This is a genomic window from Luteimonas sp. Soil_N_1 (assembly GCF_057656255.1).
In genome coordinates this window covers 1-311 of the sequence record NZ_JBDGKS010000010.1, presented here as the reverse complement: position 1 = coordinate 311, position 311 = coordinate 1, and the positions used below count along the sequence as shown (strand labels likewise).

Here is a 311-nt window from a genome sequence, read left to right as displayed (position 1 = left end):
GCCAATGGCCTGGCACTGGGCAACGGCGCAACGGTCGACCACGACGGCGCGGTTGCACTGGGTGCAGGCTCGGTGACAGCCGCGGCGGTCGCGACGACCGACGTCACGCTCAATGGCACGACCTATGACTTCGCCGGCGCTGCGCCGACGAGCACGGTCAGTGTCGGCAGCGTCGGCAACGAGCGGACGATCACCAACGTCGCCGCGGGTCGCATCAGCGCGACCAGCACCGACGCGATCAACGGCTCGCAGCTGCACGCGACCAACACGGCGCTGGAAGAAGTGGCCGAAGTGGCGAACGCGGGCTGGAA

Annotated in this window: 1 pseudogene; it reads left to right on the top strand. The window is 69.1% G+C overall.

The window, feature by feature from the left end:
• Positions 1-311: pseudogene (locus tag AC3A4E_RS17280) on the top strand (hypothetical protein); the annotation flags it as partial.